The following is a 22,046-nucleotide window of genomic DNA, read 5'->3' on the forward strand; positions in this document are numbered from 1 at the left end:
GTCTAAATTTTAATTTCAGCAAATACAAATTGAAACGCTTACTACTTACCGTACTGTTATTTTCAATAACCTTCATGAATGCTCAAAAAGCAACCGTTAAGGGTGTTGTTGCTGATGGTGATCTTCCTGTGCCATTTGCCAATATTTATTTGAAAGGAACAGAAAAAGGCACTGCTACTGACGAAGATGGAAATTATAGTATTCATTCACTCCAACCAGGTAAATATGTTTTGATAGCTTCGGCCATTGGTTACGAGACTTTTAGGACTTCTTTCTTAGTTGGCAAAGATGAAGTTGTAAGCTTGAATATTGAGTTAACTGCTTCGGCAGAAGCCTTAGATGAAATGGTGGTGACCGGTACCTTAAAAGCGGTAAATCGCTTAGAAAGTGCTGTACCTGTTGAAGTGTATTCACCTACATTTTTAAAAAAGAACCCAACGCCAAGTATTTTTGAGGCCTTGCAAAATGTGAATGGGGTGCGGCCACAGATTAATTGTAACGTTTGTAATACTGGCGATATTCATATTAACGGATTAGAAGGGCCCTATACCTTGGTGTTGATTGATGGCATGCCCATTGTTAGTGGGTTAGGAACTGTTTATGGGCTATCTGGCATACCCAATTCATTAATTGACCAGATTGAAATCGTAAAGGGTCCCGCTTCTACACTCTATGGTAGTGAGGCCGTGGGCGGTCTTATCAATATTATCACTAAAAGTACATTGGAAGCGCCGAAAATTTTTGCTGATGTTTTTGCTACAGGATGGGGCGAATATAACCTTGATGTTGGTGCCAAAGCAGCGCTAGGCAAAAAAGTTGATATGTTACTTGGTGTAAACTATTTTAAGTACGACCAGCTTATTGATAACAATGGTGATAATTTTACAGACCTTACCCTACAAGACCGTATTTCGGTTTTTCAAAAATGGAATTTTAAGCGTGACAACTCAAAACTCTTTACGCTGGCCGGGCGATTTTTCTATGAAGACCGATGGGGCGGAGAGCTGCAATGGACGCCAGAGTTTCGAGGTGGTGATGAAATTTATGGGGAAAGTATTTACACTAGAAGATGGGAGGTTTTAGGGCAATATGAATTGCCATTTGAGGAAAAGATGCTATTGTCTTTTTCATATAATGACCATAATCAAAATTCGGTATACGGAAACACCCCCTACCTGGCTGACCAGCGTATTGGCTTTGGTCAATTGACCTGGGATAAAACCTTGGGCAAACACGATTTACTTTTTGGTAGTGCTGTGCGATATAATTATTATGATGACGATACGGCAGCCACTGCCAATTTAAGGGGCAATGAAGCTGATGAGGTCTTCATACCAAGTTTATTTGTGCAAGATGAGTACAAGTTTGCTGAAAAGCATTCGGTATTGGCGGGTTTACGCTACGATTACGACAGTCGCCACGGAAACATTTTTACCCCTAGGGCCGCTTACCGCTGGAAAATTGGGAATCATGATATTTTTAGAGCAAATTTTGGTACAGGGTTTCGAGTAGTGAATTTATTTACCGAAGACCATGCTGCATTAACCGGTGCACGTGATGTGATCATAACCGAGGCATTGAACCCAGAACGCTCAACCAACATCAACCTGAACTATCTTAAAAAGATCTATGCCGATAATGGTACTTTTATTAGTATTGATGCCTCTGCATTTTACACTAATTTCTCTAATCAAATATTGCCTGATTACGACACCGACCCCAATCAGATTATTTATGACAATCTAGATGGTAAATCTGTTTCGCAAGGTATTTCGGCCAATATAGAAACAGTTCTGCCCAATGGTTTACGCTTTTTGGTAGGGGCAACCTACCAAGATGTCAGTCAGACCGAAAACGGAGTTACCACCCAACAAATACTGACCGAACGTTTTACGGGCACATGGAATGTATCGTACGCCATTCGCTCTTTAGATTTAAGTATTGATTATACCGGTAATTTATATGGCCCCATGCGATTGCCTTTAATTAGCGACTTAGATCCAAGAAGTGAATTTTCACCCACTTGGAGTATTCAAAATATTCAGTTTACCTATAAAGGCCTGCCTAATTTTGAATTTTATGGAGGGGTGAAAAACCTTTTGAATTGGACCCCAAACCGGGGCAACCCCTTTATCATAGCCAGAGCTAACGATCCTTTTGACAACAATGTACAGTTCGACAATAATGGTGATGTTGTAGCAACGCCTAATAATCCATTTGCGTTAACTTTTGACCCTAGTTACGTATACGGGCCAAACCAAGGTATTCGCGGTTTCTTTGGAATGCGGTATACGGTATTTTAGTTTTTTAGGTGTTCCATATAATCTTGCCAAATGACTAAGACATATTTATCTTTTCCTCAATCACTCTTACTCAAAAAACCGTACTCGTAGACAAAAAAATATACCTCTCCTTTTTTGTTCTTCCAATAATGAGTGAAAAACTTCGGGTTGAAACCTTCGTTCAAAAGTTCATTTTTTCGAATGACCGTGTAACCCGATTTATTAAATCGTTTTAAAATCTTTCGGTTTATTTTCAATTGCCGATCAACCTTAATATAAAATCCCTCAGTTTTTTGTCGATTCTCATATTGATCGATGGATTTGCACTTTTTAGAACAGTATTTCTTATCAGATCTTCCCTTTAGAGAAGTATCACATACTGGACAAGTTTTAATATTAGTCATTTGTAAACGCATATTATAGACTTAATATACCGCTTTATACTTTAAACATAGCTAAACTTGTCACATGAATTCATTAAAATCAATAACCCTATATCATCTTATGATAAAGAATCAAAAGATGATAGGAATTAAGTTTTCGCCAGATAAGTTGATTCAAGGGTTAATTAAAAGTCTGCCCGGCCCCAAGTGGAGTCAAGAATATAACATGGCCTACATTCCGAACACCAAAACCAACCTTGGAATAATCTTTACAACATTTAAGGGCCTCGTTTGGATAAACTATAATCGATTTTTGACCAATAAGCCTATCCATACCGGTAACGAGACTATTGATGTAGAGTGGTTTAGAAAAAGGAAGACCGCACCAGAATATAGGCTCTGCCCCGAAGAGTATTTGTTAAAACTGGAATTAAAACGCTACGCCAATAGCACGGTCAAAACCTATGTCACATTTTTTGAACTATTTATCAATTACCATAAGGATAAGGAATTAAAAGAGTTGGATGAAGGAGACATTAGGGCTTTTCTCCAAAGTCTTATTCAAAAAAAGCATTCCAACTCTTATGTAAACCAGGCTATCAATGCCATAAAATTTTACTATGAAGTGGTTTTAGGGATGCCCAACCGTTTTTTTGAGATTGAGAGGCCTCGGAAAGAATCTAAGCTTCCAAAAGTCATCTCAAAAGAAGAAATCTCGTCCATTATTGAAAACACAAATAATATAAAGCATAGATGTATTGTACAGTTGTTGTATAATTCTGGCTTAAGGCGTAGTGAACTATTAAATTTAAAAATTAGGGATATTGACAGCATACGAATGCTGATTCGTGTTAAAGGCTCAAAAGGTAACAAAGATAGACTTACCTTATTGTCTAAAACGGCTCTTAAAGATTTAAGGCGATACTATAAAAAATATGAACCCCAACTGTATTTGTTCGAAGGGAAGAAAGGAATTAAATATAGTGGTGCCAGCGTTTTAAAAATTGTAAAACTAGCCGCTGAAAAGGCACGAATACGAACAACAGTTACACCACATGTATTGAGACATAGCTTTGCAACACATTTATTGGAATCAGGAACGGATTTAAGACAAATACAGGTTCTATTGGGCCATGGTTCAACTAAAACCACTGAAATATATACCCATGTTGCTACAAACACTTTCGAAACCATTAAAAATCCACTAGATTAGTAATGCTAAAAAAGGAATAAACGTACCCCAGTATGTTTAGCCAATTGTTGTACACCATTATGATAAAACTTCTGCCAATTTTAATCATTCTAGTTTCAACAGGTTCTTTATTTGGTCAACAGCACGAATTGAAAGAACTAAAAAAATACGATTACTATGTGCTTAAAAATCTGGAATCTGGAAAATGGAGGACAAAATGCAATTTGACAAATGGACTTGTCACCAATGAAGAGAGTTACTACAAAAGGGAATTGAGAAGTAGACGTCAATATGATTACGACTCACAAAATAATAGGATTAGAGAAATACGAACATTTGACATCAATGAAGGAGTTATAAATGATACGATTGAGATAAAACTAGTTTATATCCAAGATAGTTTGATTGCTGAAAAACAAACTTTAGGAACAACTGAAAAATTTTCAGATTTTAATGAATTTGGCAAACCAAGAATATTAGAGAGAACTGAAGAATTTGGTTTCTCTCCCTATAAAGAGGTTTTCGAATATGATAAAAATGGAAATGTCATAAAAGAAACATCATATTCTGAATTCAAAAACACTCAAGACTCCCTTGTCCGGGAATTAGAAACAACCCGATATAAATATAATTCAAAAAATTACTTGACCGAAATCAGACGGGAATATAAGCCAAAAAAGACCTTTCCGATTCCGATAACCGGAGGACCATCTTTGCATGAAATAGAAAAGTATAGATACGTTTACAATAAAAACGGAGTTTGGACAAAAAAGTACAAAACCGTAAATGGAACTGAAAAATTAATCGCAAAGAGAACGCTAAAATAACGGTGTACAACACAACCTATAAACAATACGGGCTTCGGACTTAAACGCCAGGGTTTGTGTATTTTTATAGAGTCGCGAAATCTTTGGGATTTCGCTTTGGACAAGAAAAAAATAAATCAAAACCAAAAGATTTCGCTATGTGCGTGGCGGAAAGCAAACGCTAGTTTGCTCCCGTACTGTTCATAGCTCAACCGTTGCCATTAATTATGAAAAATCTGAAAACCATTGAAATATAAGTGTATCATTTTTGATTGTGATGGAATTCTTGTAGACAGTGAAGAAATTTCAAATTCAGTTCTAATTCAAATGGCGAGAGAAATTGGAATAGACATTAAAACGGAATACGCTCTTGAGAATTTTGCTGGGAAATCCCTGAAAAGTTGTTTTGAATATATAGAGAAACGAATCGAAAAACCACTTCCTGACACATTCGAAAAGGAATTTCGAAATCGGACTTTTTCAGCATTTAAAACGGACTTAAAACCTGTAAAAGGAGTACGCAACTTACTTGAACGGATTTCAGTTCCGTTTTGCGTAGCTTCAAGTGGACCGATAGAAAAAATAATACTGAATTTGACAACAACCAATTTGATGGAAAAATTTGAAAACCGAATATTTAGTTCCTATCAAATTGGAAGTTGGAAACCGAACCCAGAAATATTTGAATACGCAGCCAAAAAAATGGGATTCAAACCCAACGAATGCGCCGTTATCGAAGATAGTCTGGCTGGAGTTAAGGCAGGAATTAAAGGCGGATTTGACGTCTTTGGACTCGCTTCACCGAAAAACAAAGATGAATTTAGAAAAGAGGGAGCAATTGTATTTTCGGAAATGAATGAATTATGCAAATTATTGAATTGAAAAATAACTAATGGCAACAATGTATAACCGCAATTACGGCGGATTCGACTACGTCCGAATCCACTCGGAATTGCTAACGTCTGTGCCAAACCGAAAATTAACGCATATTAACCCGTAACTGACGGTTATACGAGACCGTTAGGCACAACCTAAAAACGAACTTTGTAACACCTATCCAACTCTTGTATCTAACAAGAAAAAACTCGTATGAATCAACTTGGAGATAAGTATTCAGAGGAAAAAAATATAGAACTATTGAAATCCTCTTTGAATGGTAACAAAGATGCATTGAATCAGCTCATAAAAATCCACAGACCTTATATTTTCAATGTGGCATGGAAATTTACCTTTGACCCTCAAGACGCAGAAGATTTAACTCAAGAGGCACTTATCAAGGTAATAACCAAGCTGTCACAATTTAAATTCGAAAGCCAATTTAGAACTTGGCTCTATCGCATTGTATTTAACGAATTTTTGTTATCCAAAAGACGAAAAGGAGAAAAACAATTCACGGATTTTGAAAATCAAGGAAAACGACTTGACTCTATTGAAAATGCAATCGTAGACGTAAGTGAAGAAAAGGAATACGAGGAATTGGCAAAGGAGCTTAGATATCGTTGTCTATCAGGTATGATAATGTGTCTTACTAGGGAGCAAAGACTTTTATTTATCGTAGGAGAAACGTTCGGAGTCGACCACAATTTAGGCTCTGAAATATTCGGAATTACAAAAGCTAACTATAGAGTAAAGCTTCACAGAGCAAGAAAGGAGTTAATCAACTTTATGCAACAAAAATGCGGACTGATGAACCCGAAAAACCCTTGCAGGTGTGGCAAAAAGGCAAAAACTATGCACAAAAATGGTTATCTCACTGAAGACCAACAATTTTTCAATGTAGGTTACAAAACCAAAGTAGCGGACTATGCTTTTCAGAACAGTGAGTTGGTTGCTGAAATTGTAGATAAAAAGCATTTAGAATTACTTCGAGATATTCCCGCGAAGGATGATTTTTCTAAAGAAACCATGGTTGAAGAAATTATTGGGAATAATGAATTACTAGATTTTTTTGAGCTAAACTAGTATTGCCCAATACTTATAAAAAAGCCCGTGATTGTGAAAATTACGGGCTTTTTGTTTTCTGTTTTGTAACACCAGAGAGTTTTCTGTATCAAAATGACGAATTAAAAATTTATACAAAATGGAGATAAAAAAAGAAACCGTAATTAATCGTCCAATTCAAGAAGTATGGGAAGTGTTGGGGAATCAATTTACAACTGCCTACAAATGGGCAAGAGGGTTAATTCATTCAGAAGGGTTTGGAAAACCAATGTTTCAAGGGGCAGAATGTAGCAACAGAACCTGTGAAGTTTCAGGCTTTGGAACAATTCAGGAAGACATCAAAAAATTCGATTCAAAAAATTATGTTTTGGCGTATGAAGTCGTTAAAGGGTTTCCTGGTTTTATCACTTCAGCTGTTAATACATGGAGCCTAGAAAGAAAAGGAAACGAAACCCTTGTGAGTATCCACTTAAAAATGCAGACCAAAGGCTTTAAAGGTGCTATTATGGGACCAATGATGAAAATGCAACTCAACAAAACAGTAACTGGTGTTATTGATGACCTAAAAGTATTCGTTGAAACAGGTAATCCAAGCGATTATAAACAGAAGGAATTGGCAAAAAATCGAAAGAAGGCAGCTTAATTCTGTAACACATCAATTAATACTGTATCAAAAGGTAAATTATAAAAAACATTAACAATGAAAATTAAAAACCTATTATTAAGTACGTTAGTTCTTCTTATAAGTGTAAATTTCGCTACGGCACAATCTATGGGAGAGCCAAAAGTTCAATTCAGTAAAATAATAAACAAGTCCGCAGATAAGTTTTGGGAGACAGTTAGGCAAATGGACAAAATTGACAAATACTCATCAAATGTTGCAAGAGTTGAGTGGACTGGAAATATTGGAAAAGGAGGTCAAAGAGTATGTTATACGCCAGATGGTAAAGGTTACTTTAAGGAAAAGATTGTAGCTTATAATGAATCTGCAAGAAGTTTTTCATACTCTTTATTAGAAGGAGCGCCTGTAAAAGGGATGGTAAACACCATACAAGTGGTTGATCTAGGTTATGGCAAATGTGTATTTATATTTTGGTCTCATTATGAACAGTTCATTGAAAATCCACAAATGACACAGGAGCAATTCCATGCGTTTATGAACAGTTCTCTGGAAGAAATGACAGAAAAAATGGCTAAAGATTCGTAAAAGGCAGTGCCTAACAATGTGTATAATCAATAGCGGTTTGAGTACTAACTCGAACCGTTTTTTCATTTAATTAAAGTAAATTGTAATCTGAACAGTAGTTACATAAAATCCGCTACTGCTCATACACAAACACGTTGGCAATAATTTATCAAATCAAGGAATGGAGATAGTCAGCAGATTCTTTAAGTCCATTTTTTCTCAAAACATCTAGAACCTCATATTCGTCTAAATCTGGATTTCGTCTATTTAGGACTAATTTCTTGAACGCTTGTACTGCTTTTTCGTGATTCAAATCAATTATATCCGTAATAAAGTCATCAGCGGATTTAGCAGACAACCCAAATCTAGACAAATACTCCTTTGGGAAATCCTTAAGGTTATTGGTTACAATAACATTAGCATTGGTCTTAATAGCTGCAGCCATGACATGCCTATCCTTAGAATCAGGGAGTTCCAAAGTTTCGATTAATGGCTCATAGTTCGTAACCAAAGCGTCAGGAAATGCAAGATTTGCCCGATTTGTTCTCTTCTTTATTTCCTCGTCCTCAACTCCTTTGCCCTTCATTACTTTTTCCCATTCATCAAAAATATGATTACTCCATTTTGGGGTAAATAATTCAAAGAAAGCAAACCAAAAAAGTAAATCTCTTATTTCAATTGGATAGATAATATTTGTGTCTAAAACACATGTAAAACGGACACTATGAATCATATAATCCTAATTCTTCATCTGACTTCATAATATCCATCAAAAGTTGCTCTTGATTGGATTTCATACCTTCCTTGTACTTTACAATATCTTCAAACTTAACTCTTCGATGTTTCCCAACTTTAGCAAATGGAATTTTACCTTCTTCAAGTAATTTTACCAAATGTGGCCTTGAACAACCCAAAAACTCCGCAGCAGCTTGTGTTGTCATTTCTGTCGCTATTGGAACAATAGAAATTGGATTACCCTGACCTGTAACTTTTAAAATTTTAGCTAAGAGTTTTAAAACTCTTAATGGAATTTTAATTTTCTCTTCTGTTTCTTCAATCTCAATTTCGGGGTTTTCCGATTTTAGCTGTTCAAGAACAGACGCTAAAGCATTGTAAGAATGCATTGCTAGTTCTTGTTCCTCTTTTGAAGGTCTTTTTATGTTTTTATAAGTTTCCATTGTTATGACTGGTATTAGACTTTACAATATTAAACGAAATAAACGAAATAAACTTACATTAGTAATGTTAAAATTGACAAAAAAACTATTGCCAACAAAACCTATAAACAATAAGGGCTCCGGGCTTAAACGAAAGGTTTGCGTATTTTTATGAAGTCCGCAAAATCTTTGGGATTTTGCTTTCGACCAAAAAAGAAAAAACAAAACCAAAAGATTTCGCTATGTGCGTGGTGGAAAGCAAACGCTAGTTTGCCCCGTACTGTTCATAGCTAAACCAAATTGCAAAGTACATTATTGCTACAAACAGCTCTCAGCCGTCCGCTCAAGCGGCCAACGTGCAATAACATAAGCTAAAACTCAATTTGGCCCGATAATTTATACTCCCAATAACGCAAAATCCAACAAGGGAACGTCCGCTCTTGCGGACTCCTTGGTGAACAATGACATGTGATAACACGGAAGCCCGATTCACATATCATTGTTGATAGGATTTTGCTATATTTCCGTAGAAATCATCGAACTGCGTTTAGCAGGTCGTTGGCAACAATATCGAAGAAATTTGGATTTGATTCGTTTTTGGTGTAAATTAGCACCAAAATGAATATCATGGCACGACAGAGCATTTCTTTCACACAACCAAATGACGAATGGTTAAAATCACAAGTGGACAATCAAGAGTACTCTAGCAAAAGTGAGCTGGTAAACGATTTAATCAGACAAGCAAGAAACCAACAAGTCCAAATTGACTGGATTAAGACCAAATTGGAGAAAGCGGAAAGCGGGGGATTTACTAACGATACTAAAGCTGAAATCTTAAAGCAATCGAAAGCGACACTGAATGGCTAAATATAGATTAAGCAAATTTGCCAAGGAGGATTTAATACGGATTCATCATTATGGAGTAAAAAAGTTTGGGACGACCCAAGCGGACAAATATTTCGACTCCTTTTTCAAATACTTTGACATAATTGCACAAAGACCATTCTCGTTCGAATCCGTGGATTTTATAAAAAGTGGATACCGGAGGTGTGTTTGCGGTTCGGACAGCATATTCTACCGAATAAATAATGATGTCGTTGAGATAATGGCTATTATAGGGCGACAGGACTTGAATAATATTATCTAGACTTCGTGAATAAAAATACTGTTGCCAACAAAACCTATAAACAATAAGGGCTCCGGGCTTAAACGAAAGGTTTGCGTATTTTTATGAAGTCCGCAAAATCTTTGGGATTTGGCTTTTAAAATGAAAAAGAGAAAAAACAAAACAAACAGCTCTCAGCCGTCCGCTCAAGCGGCCAACGTGCAATAACATAAGCTAAAACTCAATTTGGCCCGATAATTTATACTCCCAATAACGCAAAATCCAACAAGGGAACGTCCGCTCTTGCGGACTCCTTGGTGAACAATGACATGTGATAACACGGAAGCCCGATTCACATATCATTGTTGATAGGATTTTGCTATATTTCCGTAGAAATCATCGAACTGCGTTTAGCAGGTCGTTATGCATAATTATAGGAAGATTTAAAGAATTAGATTAAAAATTGATGGAGCTTATAAAACTCAATAATAGTAGTTATGGATTTGCTAGAAATTTTAAACATGACCAAAAAATAAGAGCAAGTTTCAATAGATTAACAGAATCCGTCTTTGGCTTCAGTTTAGAAAATTGGTACCATGATGGCTTCTGGGGCGACTATTACATCCCCTATTCGCTGTTACATAATAACAAGGTTATATCAAATGTTTCAATTAATAAGATTGAATTTGATATTGGACAAAAGAGAAAGACGGGTATTCAAATCGGAACAGTAATGACGGACGAAAAATACCGGAATAGAGGACTTAACAAGTACTTGATGGAAAAGGTAATGCATGAATGGAAAGATCAGACTGATTTTGTCTATCTCTTCGCTAACGACAGTGTGCTTGATTTCTATCCGAAGTTCAATTTCAAGGTAGTAGAGGAATATCAACACTCGAAAACAATAGATACCCACAGCGCTTCATCATCCTGGAAAAAACTGAACATGGAAGACCCGACTGATGTCGCTTTTTTAATGGGAAGAATTAAGGATTCAACTCCTATAGCAAAGATATCTATGCGTAACAATGCGTCATTAATCATGTTTTACTGCAATTCCTATAAGAAAAGCAGCATTTTTTATATTAAAGAACTTGACGCAATTGCCATCGCAGACTTTGAAGGTGACACCATGTATCTGGATGATATATTCTCAATAACTCCGATAGAGATCAATAACGTAATCCATAGTATATCTGACAAAAGGATTCTGCGGGTATTTTTGGGATTTACACCTTTGGATGATTCGGGCTTTGAGAAACATTTATTAAAGGGTACAGATACGCTTTTTATGCTAAAGGATAAGTTTGAATTTTTCACAAATAAGCACTGGATGTTTCCAGTTTTATCTCACGCTTAAAAAAATTTATTCTGTAAAATATAAGAAATAACTATGCATAAAACCGTATAAAATTCATTGCTTGTGCAAGCTTACTTACTAAAATCTTAGCAGATTTTCTACCTGCCTACCGACTGAGATGTTCAGTTTGAATTTGCTAAACTGCACAATAATCATAGGCAACTATTTCGACAGATTTCACGTCTATTCATATAGAAACTAATTCTGTAAAATGACAAAATCTAAAATCACCAAAATATCAACCATAATCGGTTGTATACTTTTAATTGTTATGGCACTATTTCACACAAGTGAAATCTATTACGTAACCGACCTAATTCAACAATCCAACTCTGAACCGTTCATAAAGGAAATTTTTCCTGTTTTATTTGTGCATCCTTCCCTTCAACTTTTTGGACTTGCCGGGTTAGGAATATTAACACTCTTTATGAAACATGAAATTGAAAAAATATTATTCTTCATTACTATTTTGGTATTTATCGATTCCATATTGGCATTCTTTTTAGGCGCCATTATACCTGGGATTTTATTGGTCCTCTCTTCTTCTGCTTTTTGCCTGAGCGGAATCAAGGGGACAAAATAAAGGCCAGTCGCAACAAGGCCAATAATTCAGATTTACCCTTACCCTATTTGAAAAATTTTATCTTTAAAAAACGGCTGGATTCCGAACTTGAAAAATTCTTACGGATTTACCAAGCCGGAATCATAGCAGTGACCGTTGGGCACAACTTCAAAATAATATATCGATATGAGATTCTTCAGAATACTATTGACAATCGCTTTAGCTTTTAATTTATCTAATTGCTCCGATAAGGAACCGGAAACAACCAAAGAAAAATTGTTACAGGCAATTGATATGTTCAACAAAGCATTTCAAGACGGAGACAATGCTGTGCTAGAGTCGATGGTAACCGAAAACTATGTACATACAAACGGAAACTCAAAACCTATTGGAAAAGAAGATTGGTTTAACTATTTGAATGAAAGAGAAGATGACATTAAATCGGGAAATCTTCAAGTTATGGAATATGAGCTCAGTGAAAGGAGAATCGAATTTTATGGAAATGTGGCCATCGTAACTGGAAAAATTAGTGTGTCAAATAAGAAAAAGGAGGGAATTCAAAAAAATGAATACCGGATTACCAATATATGGGTTAATGAAAAAGAAAATTGGAAAAGAGCTGGATTTCATGATGGGAAAATAAAATAATAGCATTGCCCAATAAAGCTACAGTTTATTGTTGTTTCAGAACTCACAATCACTTTTGATAATCTTTGTATATTTCGTTCACGGTATAGTCCAAGATAATTGCACAACGAAATTATAGCCTAAAACTTAGCATTAATTCAAAAAAGAATGAAAAAGCTATTTATCACCTTATTTATTTCTTTTTTATCACTTCAGGGTTATGCCCAAGCTGTGAAACTCTCTGATCCTGAAGCTTACTTTTCTGCACTGATAGTTGAAAATATTGAAAACTCAATAACTTGGTATACCAACAATATAGGATTTGAAATATTAAATAAAAAAGAATATCCAGAAGCCGGATTCAAACAAGCCAATTTAAAACGTGGGAATGTATTAATTGAATTGATCGAATTAAACTCAGCTATTTCTCCAAAAGATGCTATTGCAAATTACAACAGCAAGACCAGGATAACAGGATTCTTTAAAATAGGCTTTTTAATTTCTGATTTTGATAAATGGATTAGTCATTTGACAACTCAACGGGTTGAATTTCATGGAACAATTGTAAATCAACAAGAATCACACAAAAGGATGGCAATCATAAAAGACCCCGATGGTAATCGAATTCAATTTTTTGAAAAATAAAACCATATGAACAAGAAAATTTGGATTTTAATACTAATAATAAATTCAGCTTTGGGATTTACCCAAACCGAAAACAAAAATCTAAACTCTCAACTTGAAGAAATGAAAAAGTTCTTTCTCGCTAGAGATTATGAAAGCTTTGCGAATTTCACGTATCCTGAAGTTATTAAAATGATGGGCGGAAAATCAAATATGGTCAAAGCCACCGAACAAGCAATGAATAAAATGAAAAATGATGGTTTCTCATTTACCGATTTGAACTTTAAAAGTCCTTCAAAATTCTTAAAAAAAGATAATGAATTACAATGCTCTTTGACTCAAGTAATTGTTATGAAAACACCCCGCGGAAAGATAGAATCTGAATATACTTTAATTGGGTTATCAAGCGATAATGGACAGAATTGGACTTTTATAGACACATCTGGGAAGGATAAAGAAACCATGCTCAAGTATTTTCCAAACTTACATAATGAAATAGTAATAAAGCCAAAAAAGCAAAAACTGGTTGATTAAAAAAACGTTTTACAACAATGCATATCTGCAATTACGGCGAATTCTACTACCCTTCTGCTACACTCAAGGCTGACTGAATCTACTCGGAATTACTAACGCCGGTTCTAAACCAAAAATTAAGGCGTACAAACCCGTAAATAAAACTTATAACAAATCGATGATGTAGCGGGTATCCTGTGCGAACAATGTTATGTGAGAATGCAGAAGCCAGATTCATACAACATTGTTGATCGATTTTGCTATATTTCTTTAAAATTCCCACAGCGCTACTACTATCTCACTGCTTCTCAGATGCCATACAGAGTGCGGCGTTGGCAAACATTATAATCAATGGGCAACAAAATCTCTATTCAGAATAGACTAACTGATTTCTATGACGCTTTCAACTCCAAAGAATGGAAGGCCGTTGAAGAACTTCTTTCGGATGATTTTTCATATTTTACAGATAACTGCATTATTCAAAAGAAAACGGACTTCCTTTCATTTATGAAAAAAAATGATTGGCTAGTAGAAAAATTCCGTTTAGATCAATTAAATATAACCGAATCTAAAGACCTAGCCATCGCCACCTATCAGACTGAATTTAAAGGAATATCAAATGGTTTAGAAATGAAAATTAATGCAATTGAAACGATGGTTTTAAAACTTAAAGAAAATGAATGGAAAATTTATCACTTTCATACAACTAATAAAATTTAATAAATTAACATTCTGCCAAAAATTGCAATAAAACATAGGCCTAGACTGACAAACTGTTTCTAAGCTTCATAGCAGAGAAAATCGCCAACATACTAGACAAAATGAGTTTTAAAAAGGAAAAATATCTTCAAAAAATTAATTGTTCTGGAAATCTTGAACCTAATCTGAATAACTTAAAGGAACTGCAAAGGCATCATCTTTTAAATATTCCATTTGAGAATTTAGATATTCACAACAACATCTCAATCGAATTATCTATTGATAGAATATTCGATAAAGTTGTAAATCAAAATCGAGGTGGTTTTTGCTATGAATTGAATGGATTATTTTATGAGTTATTAAATGCAATTGGATTTGATGTAAAAATGATATCAGCAAGAGTTTTTAATCAAGACAAAGGTTACGGAAAAGAATACGACCATTTAGCAATAATTGCAAAGATTAATGGTATCGAATACTTAACAGACATTGGGTTTGGGGAATTTACATTTGAACCATTAAGATTACAATTAGAAACTATACAAAACGATGAAAGAGGAGATTTCAAAATTGACAAATACGAAAATGGATATTTTCGTGTAAATAAAATTGAAAATAAAAAGCAAACACCAGAATACATTTTTAAGAACAAAAAAAGGAAACTTACAGAATTTGAAGAAATGAGTAATTATCACCAAACTAGTCCAAATTCACATTTTACAAGCAAACGCTTAATTTCCTTACAAACTGAAAATGGACGAATAACAATTACCGGAAACAAATTGAAAATAAAAGAACTTGACTTGACAACAGAAATATTGTTAGAAAATGAAGCCGAATTTAAAAAAGAACTTTGGGTCAAATTCAAAGTGAAAATATAAAAGCCTGCGACGAACACTATATGAAAATAATCACGGTTTAATCGCTAAGAGAAAATGAAATTACTAAATCAAACAACAGTGCAAAATGGAATAGTGCGCCTTTAAAAACAGCCACTGCTCATCCACGAAATCGATGCTGTCGAATTAGTGTCATATTCTATTGATTTTTAGAGAAATTTATTGGTGGCCTAGCTCGGTCGCCTGAAGTGGAATCTTGTTTCACGGCAATCGGTCATAATTTCTAACAATAAATTGATTAATAGGTGTTAAATCATTAGACAAAATTGAAGAATTAGCTTAGATTAACATCTGTATACGAAAGAAAACTCTAAATAAGTCAAATTATGAAATTGGAATTTATCATTTGGACTCTTTTTTTTCTGATAATAGCCGGTCAAGGTTTTTTGCTAGCTTACCTTCTCGTTTCACGACCTAATTTGGATAAGAGATCTGGTTGCAGTCTTGCCGCTTCTGTTTTGGCCTTTACAATTATGTTACTATTCTGGGTTGGATTCTGGAACGGTATATCAAATCATAACATTCTTTATAATCTATTATTTTATCCAATACCGTTCTTATTAGGTCCTTCTTTTTATGATTATGTAACTAAAATTACCAATGGGCATTCCAAGAGGTTTTCATTTCATCTAATCCCTTCTTCAATTACCTTAGTATATTCAACCGCTGTATTTATATATTGGATAATAACAGACACATTATTCATTGAAAAAGACATTTCTGATTTTTTCATATATCAATTACATACTATTTCATTTGTGGCCTATAGCATAGCGTCTTTTAAAGCAATTCAAAAAAAATTAAATACTATTCAACTTGGATTACCTGATGATTTTTCATTAAAGTTAGTCCGTATCTCCGTGTTCTTATTTGGCCTATTCGCTATTTTTTCATTTACCAATTTCTTTTTCAACAGAGTATTGGAAATCGCTATTTTCATGGATTTAGGTCTGGCTGTTTTGTCATGTGTCTTGATTTATTCAATAGGCCATTTAGGATTAAAACAAATAACGATTTCTTCGACGGATAAAAAGAACATCGGCCAATATTCAAAATCTAGCCTTAAACAAGAGAATACTGACAATTTAATGAATGCCATGGTCTCTTATATGGAAGAAGAAAAGCCTTATCTTCAATGCAACTATCGTATTGATGATTTAGTAAATGCAACTCAAATTCCTTCACATCATATTTCTGAACTATTGAATAAGTACTATAACCAAAATTTCTCTGAGTTTACGAATAGTTATAGGGTAAAAGAGGCAATTAAAATTTTGTCGGTTCACGATACATCTTATAAAATTTCTTCAGTCGGTTATGATGTTGGTTTTAATTCTGATACCACGTTCTACGCATGGTTTAAAAGAATTACCGGACTTTCTCCCAGGAGGTACCAACAAAAAAAGACTCCCATATAGTTATACGGGAGTTATTTTATTTTCTTTCATCATACTTTTGGTCCAAATTGTTTTGAAGTATTGTGCTTTCGTTTAGGTACAAATGTTTCCTTTGACCAACGCAAGTATTAAAATTTCTATTTTGTTCTAAGGATTGGTGGACTGTTACGCTAGTATTCTCTAGTGCATTAAAGCCTGCTTTTAGAATTATTATTTTAACCATTTTTAGGGAAACTGCTGATACTTCACCTTACTTCAAAATTGAATATTTATTTAATTACCTAAAAAAGTAAGTTTTATAATGAGAATGAGGAGCTTCAAAGAAACCATCTTATTCTTTATAATCATTACGTATGGCTCTTGCTCGAATTTCAAAGCAAGTGAATCTGAAGATATTCTAGTAATAAAAAATGTAAAATTAATTACTATGGAATATGATAAGGTAATTTCTGGACACGGAATAATTATTAAAAATAAAACTATTGACTATGTTGGGATACTAAGCGACAACATGTATCCAAGAAACTCCAAGATAATTGACGGTCAAGGAAAATATGTGATACCGGGCTTGAGCGATATGCATATGCACATTGATCACCCAGATGTCTTAAAAGTAAATCTAGCCTATGGTGTGACAACAGTAATGAACTATCGAGGTATTCCTGAACACTTGGCATTAAGAGACGCATCTTCGAGAAACGAAATCTTTAGTCCAAACATTTACTCTACCGGAGATTATATGGAAGGTTATCCAGCGACAATGCCTGGTTATTTAAGTTTTAACAATGTAGATGATGCGAGAAAATCTGTCCAAAATCAAAAAGAGAAAGGGTATGATTTCATTAAAGTGTATAGGAACCTCGACACTCTAATGCACAAAGCAATTTGTGAGGAAGCTTCCAAAAACAATCTCACTGTCGTCGGTCATCTCTCTCCGAATATATCGCTTCAACAATCCTTGGAAGCAGGCCAAAAAGTGATTGCACATACTGAAGAATTGATGTATTATTTTAATAATGAAAATGATACTACCAGAATTGATGATCTAATCAATCTACTAAAAAAGCATAATATTACTTATACACCAAACCTAGCCATTTTTAAATCGCTCCCTCTACAAGTACAAAAAATAGATTCCATCACTTCTCAAGATTATATAAAGTATTTGCAACCTGCAATTTTTCAGCCTTGGAGAAAAGAATTCAATTACAATTACAGCAGAGGAAAAGCATGGGCAAAATTCATGTGGGAAAGATTTGTATTTCTTCAAAAGGTAACTAAGAAAATTAATGAGGCAGGGATTCCTGTTCTCACAAGTACAGATGCTCCTACATCTGGTTCGTTCCCTGGATTGGCAGTTCATCAGGAATTAAAAGAGTTCGTAAGTATCGGATTTACACCATATGAGGCCTTAAAAACTGCTACCGTGGCGCCTGGGAAGTTCATTAATGAGTCCTTAAATAATTCGGAAAAATTTGGGTTGATAAAAAAAGGATACCGAGCAGATTTATTAATCCTAGATAAAAACCCAATTGAAAATATTGAAAACACCCAGACAATTTTTGGTGTCATCAAATATGGAGAGTATTATTCTAAAAGTACTATGCAGAATGTATTGGATACTTTAGAGGCGGTCTACAAGGATATTACGCCAATAGTCAAATCCATTGAAGAAGAGATAGCAAATGGAGATGTTGAAAAGGCATATGAAATTTTCAAACAAGGTAGAAGTAAATATAATGATCAGTCATTTCTTGGGTTTTATACCATGTGGTATAGAGGGTATCGATTCCTTTACCAAAATAGACGACTGACCGAAAACATGGATCAGGCTGAAAAAGCAGTTCAATTTTATAAAATGTATCAAGAACAATTTCCAGAGTTTCACGGTTCATATTATATCCTTGGAGTTGCTTATTCGGCCAAAAAAGACACTGTGAACGCAATAAATTCGTTCAGAAAATCACTTGAGCTTCATCCGCACAACCCATATGTCAGCAATCGTCTTGAACAATTAAAAGCTGTTAAATAATGAAACTACTATGCCCAGCAAAGAGTATAACTCGTGCCTTTACCAAAAACAAAGATTTATTACATTTCAATTGAACTAATTTTAGTGTTTCCAACGCTGCACGAGTCATCTACGAAACCGCGATAAACAATACAATACAGTTAAAATGGAAATCATGAAAAAAATAATCCCTTCCAATAGTTCAATTCTAATTTTGCTACTTCTATGTGCTACACATATTCCTTTAAGCGCCCAACAATTTGATGAACGAAAATCGACTGAAGAATTGTCATTTTTGAAGGGAAAATGGAACATAGTGCGCATTTATAGTCCTGATAGCGAAAATGAGAGGGTTTTGAAAGGAACTTTAATATGTGAAGAATCTTTAGATGGTCAATTCATTAAATGCACATATGAAATGAAAAGACCTGGAAAAATCAGAGGTTTGGATGTTGTTTATTTTAACTACAACTCCATCTATAGGCTTTATGAGAGTGTATGGTTGAGCTCGACCTGGCCCATTAAGGGAATTTTACAAGGCGATTTACAGAAGGAAACAGACCGCTATATTTTGAGTACATCTGGACAATTTAAAATCGAAAATAATGTGATAGAATATGTAAGGGGTGAGATGAAAATTATAAAATCAAAAGAGCAGAATTTGGATTCGTTTGTGCGCAAAACACACATTAGAACAAGCAATTTTGAAGAGGGGGTCTGGCACCATCATATGACTGAAACCGCACAACGAATAAAATAAATACAGCATATAACAGTCGCTATATTCCATTGCTACTTCGTAGCCAATCGCCAAACTTAGCTAAATTGAATAGCCGACAGAATAAGATTTGGCGCTAAATGATTCAGATGTGTCTTCCTCTCCCCTTCTGCTAGATTACATTCGTTCGAAACAAGAACGAAATCATAGTCTAGACCGATGGTGTCAAATTATTCACTTCTTTTCCATTGAATTTCAAAGGAATTCATCGGTCGCTGCGCTCGGTTGTACGTCAAATTTTAATCCCAATACCACACAAAATCCACAAGGACACATAAACACGAGCGGACTCATTGACGAACAAGACAATTTAATCATGCCGAGATCCGATTCACATACCATTGAATGGTTTTTGTTATATTTCGTATATACGGCTGTGGACCACGGAGCCACCTTATAAAGCAAGTAAAAAAACATACGAAATAAGACTTTGAGAAAATTCATTTTTGAAAAAAGAAAGTACGGCTTTGAGCTACTAATGGATTTACACACGTTTGAAAATAACCCAAACGTTTTTTTTGATCCTAATTCGCATACATGTGACTTTTTTGAGATTATGATTTTCCAAAAGGCTTCCGGAACTATCGATTTAAACGGGCAGTTGTTACAAGTAACTGATAATAGCTTTTTTTTTATCTGCCCTTTTCAAAAAAAATCGTGTAAAATTCCTCTCGAAGGTGTCAAAGGTTTTCATCTTGTATTTCAAAATGACTTTTTAGCTGATTTTTTTGATGATAAACTATTCGCTTATCGATTGCAATACTTTTATAACTCTCAACAACCCCAATATTTACAACTAAAAAATAAAGAATACCACATTGTTCAGTTGGCTTTAAATGAGATAATAGCTGAGATAGATAATTATCAAAATGATAGTTCTCATATCATACGTTCACTTTTGTATTTCTCTTTATCAAAACTTAATCGGTTGTATTCGAAATTCTATAACATCTCACCAGACACACAATCCAACTCAAGAATTCACAAATTCAAAGAACTACTTGAACTGAATATCCGAACAGTACATTCAGTAAAGGACTATTGCGATTTGCTGCAAATAGACCGATATAAACTAAATACATTGGTAAAAGCGCATACCGGGCATAGCTCAAAACAAATAATCAACAATAGACTATTGCAAGAAGTTAAAACGGAACTTCGCTATTCAAATAAAACAATAGCAGAAATAGCTCATGATTTGAATTTTAGCGAACCCAATAACTTAACTAGGTTCTTTAGGAAGATGGAAGGCATTAGCCCTATTGTTTTCAGAAAAAACGCCCAAAATGATAGTATTGATCATTAAAATGATATCGTAGTATAATTGAAGACTGTAGATATTTGGAAATAAAAAATCATGACAAAAATTCTTTATTCAATTATTGCAATATTTAGCTTTCAAATAGTTTTTGGGCAAGATTCGTTAGTGAAAATTGATATGCTTGATTCTAACTGGATCATACCTGAAAACGCCATATTCGAAAATTTTGATAATAAAAAGACACTTCTTTTAAAAGGCAAGAGAGCTACGGTCAGGAATCTACAATTTACAAACGGAACTATCGAAGTAGATATATATGCCAATTTTGCTAGAAGTTTTGCCGGAATCACTTTTAGAAAACAAAATGATGATATGGAAGAAGTGTATATGAGAATGCACAAGTCCGCTCAGGTAGACGCCATTCAATACACTCCTATCTTCAATAATGAATCAAACTGGCAACTATATCGCGAATATCAGGCTCAGGTTACCTTTAAAAACAAAGGGTGGAATACCCTTCGAATTGAAGTTAATAATAAAAGTGTCGAGGTTTTTGTGAACAACCAAAAAACAATGACTATTGACAACTTAAGAACTGGGCATCACACAGGAGAAATTGGACTTTTTGCTTTATTTTCCAATAGGTTTTCAAACTTTAGAGTTACCCCCAAAGATGTTGTAGATAAGACCGGGTCAGACCCCGATACTCTTTCTGACCCCTCTATTATTAAGAAATGGGAAATCACAAAAGCAAACCCTTATAAAGCGGAAGAACTAGATTTTGAAAAGTTCTCAAATGAGAAATTCATGACAGTTGAAACTGAAATATCAGGACTTTTACCAATTTCTAAATACGTAAAAAAGACTTCTTCTGGTAATTTTGAACAGAATACAGATGACTTTATTGTCGCTTCCACTACTATTCATACCAATGAGGAAGAAACAAAACTTTTTTCTTTTGATTATAGTGATAAAATAATTGTTTATCTAAATGGTAAAATTTATTTTGAGGGAAACAATTCTTTTAGAGCCAAAGGAATGCAATACACGGGACATATGGGTATCAATACCAACAAATTATACCTACCACTCAAAAAAGGTATTAATAGAATACACTGTGTGGTTATAGATAAAGCAAACGGTTGGGGGTTAATGGCTAAACTCGAATCATACGTTTTGCAACGCTAGATATAGGTAATATGAGTTTAAATAATAAAGCTAAGTTATAAACTTAATAAAGGTAAGTACGATATTGAAGAG

Annotated in this window: 23 protein-coding genes; 21 read left to right on the forward strand and 2 right to left on the reverse strand. The window is 34.5% G+C overall.

Annotated features, from left to right (window positions below; all coding sequences use genetic code 11):
- Positions 1-74 precede the first annotated feature (74 nt).
- The 7 genes from RM706_RS03125 to RM706_RS03155 all read left to right on the forward strand — a co-directional run bounded on the left by RM706_RS03125 (position 75) and on the right by RM706_RS03155 (position 7,811).
- Entirely contained in the window at positions 75-2,303 is a 2,229-nt protein-coding gene (locus RM706_RS03125; protein ID WP_311349564.1) for a TonB-dependent receptor, read from the forward strand.
- Between the two features lie 447 nt (positions 2,304-2,750).
- Entirely contained in the window at positions 2,751-3,878 is a 1,128-nt protein-coding gene (xerA, locus tag RM706_RS03130) for a site-specific tyrosine recombinase/integron integrase (protein WP_311349565.1), read from the forward strand.
- A 59-nt stretch (positions 3,879-3,937) separates the two neighbouring features.
- Complete coding sequence (locus RM706_RS03135; protein ID WP_311349566.1) at positions 3,938-4,684, forward strand: hypothetical protein; 747 nt, start codon at positions 3,938-3,940, stop codon at positions 4,682-4,684.
- A 225-nt stretch (positions 4,685-4,909) separates the two neighbouring features.
- Positions 4,910-5,545 (forward strand): HAD family hydrolase, encoded by a 636-nt coding sequence (locus tag RM706_RS03140; RefSeq protein WP_311349567.1) that lies wholly within the window; start codon positions 4,910-4,912, stop codon positions 5,543-5,545.
- A 207-nt stretch (positions 5,546-5,752) separates the two neighbouring features.
- Positions 5,753-6,625: an RNA polymerase sigma factor gene (locus RM706_RS03145; protein ID WP_311349568.1), complete on the forward strand. Its 873-nt coding sequence runs from the start codon at positions 5,753-5,755 to the stop codon at positions 6,623-6,625.
- A gap of 118 nt (positions 6,626-6,743) precedes the next feature.
- Positions 6,744-7,247, forward strand: coding sequence for an SRPBCC family protein (locus RM706_RS03150; RefSeq protein ID WP_311349569.1), 504 nt, complete (start codon positions 6,744-6,746; stop codon positions 7,245-7,247).
- Positions 7,248-7,376: 129 nt separating this feature from the next.
- Entirely contained in the window at positions 7,377-7,811 is a 435-nt protein-coding gene (locus RM706_RS03155) for an SRPBCC family protein (RefSeq protein WP_311349570.1), read from the forward strand.
- A gap of 148 nt (positions 7,812-7,959) precedes the next feature.
- On the opposite strand, the gene RM706_RS03160 is transcribed toward RM706_RS03155, so the two are convergent.
- On the reverse strand, positions 7,960-8,523 hold the full coding sequence (locus tag RM706_RS03160) for a PIN domain-containing protein (protein ID WP_311349571.1): 564 nt from the start codon (positions 8,521-8,523) through the stop codon (positions 7,960-7,962).
- Positions 8,513-8,968: a helix-turn-helix domain-containing protein gene (locus RM706_RS03165; RefSeq protein ID WP_311349572.1), complete on the reverse strand. Its 456-nt coding sequence runs from the start codon at positions 8,966-8,968 to the stop codon at positions 8,513-8,515. Before RM706_RS03165 ends, RM706_RS03160 begins: the two co-directional genes overlap by 11 nt.
- 606 nt (positions 8,969-9,574) lie before the next feature.
- Between RM706_RS03165 and RM706_RS03170 the strand changes: the two genes are divergently transcribed.
- From RM706_RS03170 to RM706_RS03235, 14 genes are all read left to right on the forward strand, one after another.
- Entirely contained in the window at positions 9,575-9,814 is a 240-nt protein-coding gene (locus RM706_RS03170; RefSeq protein WP_311349573.1) for a ribbon-helix-helix domain-containing protein, read from the forward strand.
- Entirely contained in the window at positions 9,807-10,094 is a 288-nt protein-coding gene (locus tag RM706_RS03175) for a type II toxin-antitoxin system RelE/ParE family toxin (RefSeq protein ID WP_311349574.1), read from the forward strand. The genes RM706_RS03170 and RM706_RS03175 overlap by 8 nt, the downstream gene beginning before the upstream one ends.
- A 424-nt stretch (positions 10,095-10,518) precedes the next feature.
- The gene (locus RM706_RS03180; RefSeq protein ID WP_311350449.1) at positions 10,519-11,415 is read left to right on the forward strand and encodes a GNAT family N-acetyltransferase; all 897 of its coding nucleotides are present in this window, start codon (positions 10,519-10,521) and stop codon (positions 11,413-11,415) included.
- 211 nt (positions 11,416-11,626) lie between these two features.
- Positions 11,627-11,998, forward strand: a complete 372-nt coding sequence (locus RM706_RS03185) for a hypothetical protein (RefSeq protein ID WP_311349575.1) — start codon at positions 11,627-11,629, stop codon at positions 11,996-11,998.
- A 165-nt stretch (positions 11,999-12,163) separates the two neighbouring features.
- On the forward strand, positions 12,164-12,625 hold the full coding sequence (locus tag RM706_RS03190) for a nuclear transport factor 2 family protein (RefSeq protein ID WP_311349576.1): 462 nt from the start codon (positions 12,164-12,166) through the stop codon (positions 12,623-12,625).
- A 147-nt stretch (positions 12,626-12,772) separates the two neighbouring features.
- The gene (locus RM706_RS03195) at positions 12,773-13,249 is read left to right on the forward strand and encodes a VOC family protein (RefSeq protein WP_311349577.1); all 477 of its coding nucleotides are present in this window, start codon (positions 12,773-12,775) and stop codon (positions 13,247-13,249) included.
- Positions 13,250-13,255: 6 nt separating this feature from the next.
- Positions 13,256-13,762 carry a hypothetical protein gene (locus RM706_RS03200; protein ID WP_311349578.1) on the forward strand — a complete coding sequence of 169 codons (507 nt, stop codon included), beginning with the start codon at positions 13,256-13,258 and terminating at the stop codon, positions 13,760-13,762.
- Positions 13,763-14,092: 330 nt separating this feature from the next.
- Positions 14,093-14,461, forward strand: a complete 369-nt coding sequence (locus tag RM706_RS03205) for a nuclear transport factor 2 family protein (RefSeq protein ID WP_311349579.1) — start codon at positions 14,093-14,095, stop codon at positions 14,459-14,461.
- Positions 14,462-14,562: 101 nt separating this feature from the next.
- On the forward strand, positions 14,563-15,321 hold the full coding sequence (locus tag RM706_RS03210; protein WP_311349580.1) for an arylamine N-acetyltransferase family protein: 759 nt from the start codon (positions 14,563-14,565) through the stop codon (positions 15,319-15,321).
- Between the two features lie 344 nt (positions 15,322-15,665).
- Positions 15,666-16,757 (forward strand): helix-turn-helix domain-containing protein, encoded by a 1,092-nt coding sequence (locus tag RM706_RS03215; RefSeq protein WP_311349581.1) that lies wholly within the window; start codon positions 15,666-15,668, stop codon positions 16,755-16,757.
- 406 nt (positions 16,758-17,163) lie between these two features.
- Positions 17,164-18,768, forward strand: coding sequence for an amidohydrolase family protein (locus RM706_RS03220; protein ID WP_311349582.1), 1,605 nt, complete (start codon positions 17,164-17,166; stop codon positions 18,766-18,768).
- A gap of 154 nt (positions 18,769-18,922) precedes the next feature.
- Entirely contained in the window at positions 18,923-19,507 is a 585-nt protein-coding gene (locus RM706_RS03225; RefSeq protein ID WP_311349583.1) for a DUF1579 family protein, read from the forward strand.
- Positions 19,508-19,955: 448 nt separating this feature from the next.
- The gene (locus tag RM706_RS03230; RefSeq protein WP_311349584.1) at positions 19,956-20,831 is read left to right on the forward strand and encodes an AraC family transcriptional regulator; all 876 of its coding nucleotides are present in this window, start codon (positions 19,956-19,958) and stop codon (positions 20,829-20,831) included.
- Positions 20,832-20,882: 51 nt separating this feature from the next.
- Positions 20,883-21,974, forward strand: coding sequence for a 3-keto-alpha-glucoside-1,2-lyase-like domain-containing protein (locus RM706_RS03235; protein ID WP_311349585.1), 1,092 nt, complete (start codon positions 20,883-20,885; stop codon positions 21,972-21,974).
- The last annotated feature ends 72 nt before the right edge of the window (positions 21,975-22,046 follow it).

Source organism: Croceitalea rosinachiae, assembly GCF_031846445.1.
Lineage (GTDB): Bacteria > Bacteroidota > Bacteroidia > Flavobacteriales > Flavobacteriaceae > Croceitalea > Croceitalea rosinachiae.

What these genes read in the sequence shown, in the direction of transcription:
- RM706_RS03125 (WP_311349564.1), top strand. Translation starts at nt 75, where the DNA reads ATGAATGCTCAAAAAGCAACCGTTAAGGGTGTTGTTGCTGATGGTGAT.
- xerA (WP_311349565.1), top strand. Translation starts at nt 2,751, where the DNA reads ATGAATTCATTAAAATCAATAACCCTATATCATCTTATGATAAAGAAT.
- RM706_RS03135 (WP_311349566.1), top strand. Translation starts at nt 3,938, where the DNA reads ATGATAAAACTTCTGCCAATTTTAATCATTCTAGTTTCAACAGGTTCT.
- RM706_RS03145 (WP_311349568.1), top strand. Translation starts at nt 5,753, where the DNA reads ATGAATCAACTTGGAGATAAGTATTCAGAGGAAAAAAATATAGAACTA.
- RM706_RS03150 (WP_311349569.1), top strand. Translation starts at nt 6,744, where the DNA reads ATGGAGATAAAAAAAGAAACCGTAATTAATCGTCCAATTCAAGAAGTA.
- RM706_RS03155 (WP_311349570.1), top strand. Translation starts at nt 7,377, where the DNA reads ATGGGAGAGCCAAAAGTTCAATTCAGTAAAATAATAAACAAGTCCGCA.
- RM706_RS03160 (WP_311349571.1), bottom strand. Translation starts at nt 8,523, where the DNA reads ATGATTCATAGTGTCCGTTTTACATGTGTTTTAGACACAAATATTATC.
- RM706_RS03165 (WP_311349572.1), bottom strand. Translation starts at nt 8,968, where the DNA reads ATGGAAACTTATAAAAACATAAAAAGACCTTCAAAAGAGGAACAAGAA.
- RM706_RS03170 (WP_311349573.1), top strand. Translation starts at nt 9,575, where the DNA reads ATGGCACGACAGAGCATTTCTTTCACACAACCAAATGACGAATGGTTA.
- RM706_RS03175 (WP_311349574.1), top strand. Translation starts at nt 9,807, where the DNA reads ATGGCTAAATATAGATTAAGCAAATTTGCCAAGGAGGATTTAATACGG.
- RM706_RS03180 (WP_311350449.1), top strand. Translation starts at nt 10,519, where the DNA reads ATGGAGCTTATAAAACTCAATAATAGTAGTTATGGATTTGCTAGAAAT.
- RM706_RS03185 (WP_311349575.1), top strand. Translation starts at nt 11,627, where the DNA reads ATGACAAAATCTAAAATCACCAAAATATCAACCATAATCGGTTGTATA.
- RM706_RS03190 (WP_311349576.1), top strand. Translation starts at nt 12,164, where the DNA reads ATGAGATTCTTCAGAATACTATTGACAATCGCTTTAGCTTTTAATTTA.
- RM706_RS03195 (WP_311349577.1), top strand. Translation starts at nt 12,773, where the DNA reads ATGAAAAAGCTATTTATCACCTTATTTATTTCTTTTTTATCACTTCAG.
- RM706_RS03200 (WP_311349578.1), top strand. Translation starts at nt 13,256, where the DNA reads ATGAACAAGAAAATTTGGATTTTAATACTAATAATAAATTCAGCTTTG.
- RM706_RS03205 (WP_311349579.1), top strand. Translation starts at nt 14,093, where the DNA reads ATGGGCAACAAAATCTCTATTCAGAATAGACTAACTGATTTCTATGAC.
- RM706_RS03210 (WP_311349580.1), top strand. Translation starts at nt 14,563, where the DNA reads ATGAGTTTTAAAAAGGAAAAATATCTTCAAAAAATTAATTGTTCTGGA.
- RM706_RS03215 (WP_311349581.1), top strand. Translation starts at nt 15,666, where the DNA reads ATGAAATTGGAATTTATCATTTGGACTCTTTTTTTTCTGATAATAGCC.
- RM706_RS03220 (WP_311349582.1), top strand. Translation starts at nt 17,164, where the DNA reads ATGGAATATGATAAGGTAATTTCTGGACACGGAATAATTATTAAAAAT.
- RM706_RS03225 (WP_311349583.1), top strand. Translation starts at nt 18,923, where the DNA reads ATGAAAAAAATAATCCCTTCCAATAGTTCAATTCTAATTTTGCTACTT.
- RM706_RS03235 (WP_311349585.1), top strand. Translation starts at nt 20,883, where the DNA reads ATGACAAAAATTCTTTATTCAATTATTGCAATATTTAGCTTTCAAATA.